Source organism: Saccharomonospora iraqiensis subsp. iraqiensis (genome assembly GCF_000430445.1).
In the GTDB taxonomy this organism is placed as follows: domain Bacteria; phylum Actinomycetota; class Actinomycetes; order Mycobacteriales; family Pseudonocardiaceae; genus Saccharomonospora; species Saccharomonospora iraqiensis.
On record NZ_KE387072.1, the window covers coordinates 34,634 to 38,374 of the forward strand.

Genomic DNA, 3,741 nt, shown 5'->3' on the forward strand with positions numbered 1-3,741 from the left:
CAACTCGCCCGCGTCCCCGACGGTGGTCAGGTCGAGGCCGGTGAGGTGCAGGCCAGTGGCGGTGGCGTGCACGTGGGCGTCGACGAAGGCGGGGGCGACGAACGCGCCGTCGAGGTCGACGGTGTCGGCGTCGGGGTGCAGGGCGCGGGCGGGCCGGTCCTGCCCGACCCAGCTGACGGTGCCGTCGGTGATCGCCATGGCGGTGGCGTCGGGGGCCTGCGGGGTGTGGATGCGGCCGCCGACGAGGAGGGTGGTGTTGCTGCTGCTCACGTCTCCCGAGTCTGCCACCCACCCATCGGCGACAACTTTTGCGCCGCAGTGTCGGTATGTCAGGATAATTTCCACCAGTTGTCGAGATTGAGGAGCAGAAGTGACTGCGATCCAGGAACCTGCTGCCGAGCTCGCGGAACAGCCCTACACCTACCGGCGCGCCGAGTTGGTCGAACCCGACTGGCGCCGCTTCCCGGGCTGGCGCGACGTGACCGCGGCCGAGTGGCGGGACGCGCAGTGGCAGCGGGTGCACTGCGTCCGAGGGGTCAAACAGCTGCGCGCGGTCATGGGTGACCTGCTCGAGGAGCGGTTCTACACCGACCTGGTGGCCGACCAGCAGCGGATGGCGACCATGTCGATGCTGCTGCCGCCGCAGATGCTGAACACGATCGCGCCGCACGCCGACACCGACCCGGCCACGTTCACCGACGCGTTCTACGCCGACCCGATCCGCCGGTACATGCTGCCCGTGGCCAGTGACCGCGACCCGGTCTGGCCCAGCCACCCCTACTCGCAGCGGGACTCGCTGCACGAGGCGGAGATGTGGGTGGTGGAGGGGCTGACCCACCGCTACCCCACCAAGGTGCTGGCCGAACTGCTGTCCACCTGCCCCCAGTACTGCGGCCACTGCACCCGCATGGACCTGGTCGGCAACTCCACCGAACTGATCGACAAGCACAAGCTGGAACTGAAACCGGTGGACCGGCAGGACGCCATCGTCGACTACCTCAAGCGCACCCCCGGGGTGCGGGACGTGGTCGTCTCCGGCGGCGACGTGGCCAACGTGCCCTGGCACCAGCTCGAATCGTTTTTGATGCGGCTGCTCGACATCGACACCGTGCGCGACATCCGCCTGGCCACCAAGGCGCTGGCCGGGCTGCCGCAGCACTGGCTGCAACCCAAGGTCGTCGAAGGGCTCGAACGGGTCGCCGGCACCGCGCGGCGACGCGGGGTGAACCTGGCCATCCACACCCACGTCAACCACGCCCAGTCGGTGACGCCGCTGGTGGCCGAGGCCGCCCGCACCGCGCGGGAGGTCGGCGTCAGCGACGTGCGCAACCAGGGCGTGCTGATGCGCGGGGTCAACGACACCCCCGCCGCGCTGCTGGACCTGTGTTTCGCGCTGCAGGGCGAGGCGAACATCCTGCCGTACTACTTCTACATGTGCGACATGATCCCCAACGCCGAGCACTGGCGGCTGTCGGTGCGGCAGGCGCAGGAACTGCAGCACGCCATCATGGGCTACCTGCCCGGCTACGCCACCCCGCGGCTGGTGTGCGACGTGCCCTACGTCGGCAAACGCTGGGTGCACCAGGTCGCCGAGTACGACACCGAACTCGGCATCTCGTACTGGACGAAGAACTACCGCACCGGCATCGAAACCGACGACCCGGAGGCGCTGCACCGCCGCTACCCCTACTACGACCCCGTGTTCACCCTCCCCGAGTCCGGCCGCACCTGGTGGGAGTCCCAGCGGTAACGACGGTCACGGAGTCCGCGCCGCACCGGCACGGGCGCGACACCACCGACGGTGACGACACGCGGTGACCGGCGAGTACACTCGCCCGCGATGTCCAGGTTGCGGTGGTGGCTCGGCGGTGCGGCGCTGGCCGGGGTGCTCGTGCTCGTCGCCGTGTTCGTCCTCGTCATCCCGGGCGACGAGGAACCGGCCGAACGGCCGGGCCCGCCGGGGACCGGGCCGTTGACCGTGGTCAGCCTCGGCGACAGCACCCTGTCCGGGGAGGGCGCGGGCGACTACACCGCCGCCACCGACGGCGCGGACGGCAACTGGTGCCACCGCTCCCCGCACGCGATGGTGCACCGGCTCGACCTGCCCGGGGTGACCGAGTCGGTGAACCTGGCCTGCTCCGGCGCCCCCTCCGGGCACGTCGCCCTCGGCGACGTCGCGCAGTACACCGAACCGTCGCAGGCCGCCCAGCTGCGGGAGCTGCTCGACACCCACCGGGTGGCGGCCGTGGTGGTGGCGCTCGGCGCGAACGACGAACCCCAGTTCTCCCGCCTCATCTCGGAGTGCTTCACCTCGTGGTTCCTCGACCGCGGCGCCCCGTGCAGCGAGGAGATCAAGGCCGACTGGCCGTCCCGGCTGGAGGCCATGGTGCCGAAGGTCGAGTCCGCCCTGGGCGACGTGCGCACGGTGCTGTCCGAGGCGGGCTACTCCGACGACGACTACGAACTGGTGCTGCAGTCCTACGCCTCCCCCATCGGCCCGGACATCCCCGAGTCGCTGCGCAACCTGGACGGCTGCCCGTTCCGCACCAAGGATCTGACCTGGGTGTCCGGCCCGGGTTCGGCGTCACTGTCCGAGGCGCTGCGCACCGCCGCGGACGGCGCCGACGCCCGCTTCCTCGACCTGTCCCGCGCCGGACGCGGCCACGAGGCCTGCTCCGGCGGCGACGACCCCTCCTCCGAGTGGTTCACCCGGTTCACCGTCGCCTGGGACGACCTGGACGACGAAGGGCGCGTCTCGCACGCGCTGCAGGAATCGTTCCACCCCAACGCCCGCGGACACGCCCAGGTGGCCCGCTGCATGAGCGAGTTCCTCGCCACCGACGACCGCGCGGCGGCCTGCCTGGAGGGCGCCGACGGCAACCTGCACGCCGCCCCCTCGGTCCGCGCCGCCCCCGACGGGTGAGCGCGAGGTGGGCGGTCACCCGTCGGCTGGCGGTCACCGCCCCGGCGGGCGGTCACAGTGTCGGGGAGCGGCCCTCGAACGGGGTGGACAGCACCACGGTGGTGCGGGTGGACACCCGGGCCGCCTCGCGGATGCGGCGCAGCAGGTCCTCCAGCGCCAGCGGGGAGGCCACCCGCACCAACAGCACGTACGACTCGTCCCCGGCCACCGAATAGCACGACTCGATCTCGGTGATGTGCTGCAGCCGCTGCGGGTAGTCGTCCGGGGCGGCCGGGTCGTTCGGGGTCAACGAGATCAGCGCGGTCAGCGGCAGCCCGATCTGTTCGCCGTCGAGTTTGGCGGTGTAGCCGCGGATCACGCCGCGTTGTTCCAACCGGCGCACCCGCTGGTGCACCGCCGACACCGACAGCCCCACCCGTTCGGCCAGGTCGGTGAAACTGCGGCGCCCGTCGGCGGACAGTTCCCGCACGATGGCCCGGTCGAGCGGTTCCAACCCGTCCGCGGTCATGCGGGCAGCACGGTCAGCTCGTGCGGGCGGGTGTTCAGCGGCTCGACCCCGTCGGCGGTGACCACGACGATGTCCTCGATGCGGGCACCCCACCGGCCCGACCGGTACACGCCGGGTTCGACGCTGAACGCCATGCCCGGCTCCAGCGGCAGGTCGTTGCCGCCCATCAGGTAGGGCTCCTCGTGCACGTCGAGCCCGATGCCGTGGCCGGTGCGGTGGATGAACAGCTCGGCCAGCCCGGCGTCGGCGAGGGTGTCGCGGGCGGCCGCGTCGATCGCGGCGGCGGTGACGCCGGGCCGCACCGCGTCCA

5 protein-coding genes are annotated in these 3,741 nt (G+C 71.6%); 2 read left to right on the forward strand and 3 right to left on the reverse strand.

Annotated features, from left to right (window positions below):
• On the reverse strand, window positions 1–270 hold a 270-nt coding region (locus ACTIR_RS22360), incomplete at its 3' end, for an amidohydrolase family protein (protein WP_034239023.1).
• Between the two features lie 100 nt (window positions 271–370).
• Between ACTIR_RS22360 and ACTIR_RS0108280 the strand changes: the two genes are divergently transcribed.
• Both ACTIR_RS0108280 and ACTIR_RS0108285 read left to right on the forward strand, forming a co-directional pair.
• A complete protein-coding gene (locus ACTIR_RS0108280) occupies window positions 371–1,750 on the forward strand; it encodes a KamA family radical SAM protein (protein WP_026453919.1) in 1,380 nt (459 codons plus the stop codon).
• A gap of 90 nt (window positions 1,751–1,840) precedes the next feature.
• On the forward strand, window positions 1,841–2,923 hold the full coding sequence (locus tag ACTIR_RS0108285) for a GDSL-type esterase/lipase family protein (protein ID WP_026453920.1): 1,083 nt from the start codon (window positions 1,841–1,843) through the stop codon (window positions 2,921–2,923).
• Window positions 2,924–2,975: 52 nt separating this feature from the next.
• On the opposite strand, the gene ACTIR_RS0108290 is transcribed toward ACTIR_RS0108285, so the two are convergent.
• The gene (locus ACTIR_RS0108290) at window positions 2,976–3,431 is read right to left on the reverse strand and encodes an Lrp/AsnC family transcriptional regulator (protein ID WP_019808559.1); all 456 of its coding nucleotides are present in this window, start codon (window positions 3,429–3,431) and stop codon (window positions 2,976–2,978) included.
• The coding region (locus ACTIR_RS22365) for a M24 family metallopeptidase (protein WP_034239027.1) at window positions 3,428–3,741 on the reverse strand (314 nt) is incomplete at its 5' end. The genes ACTIR_RS0108290 and ACTIR_RS22365, both read right to left, overlap by 4 nt.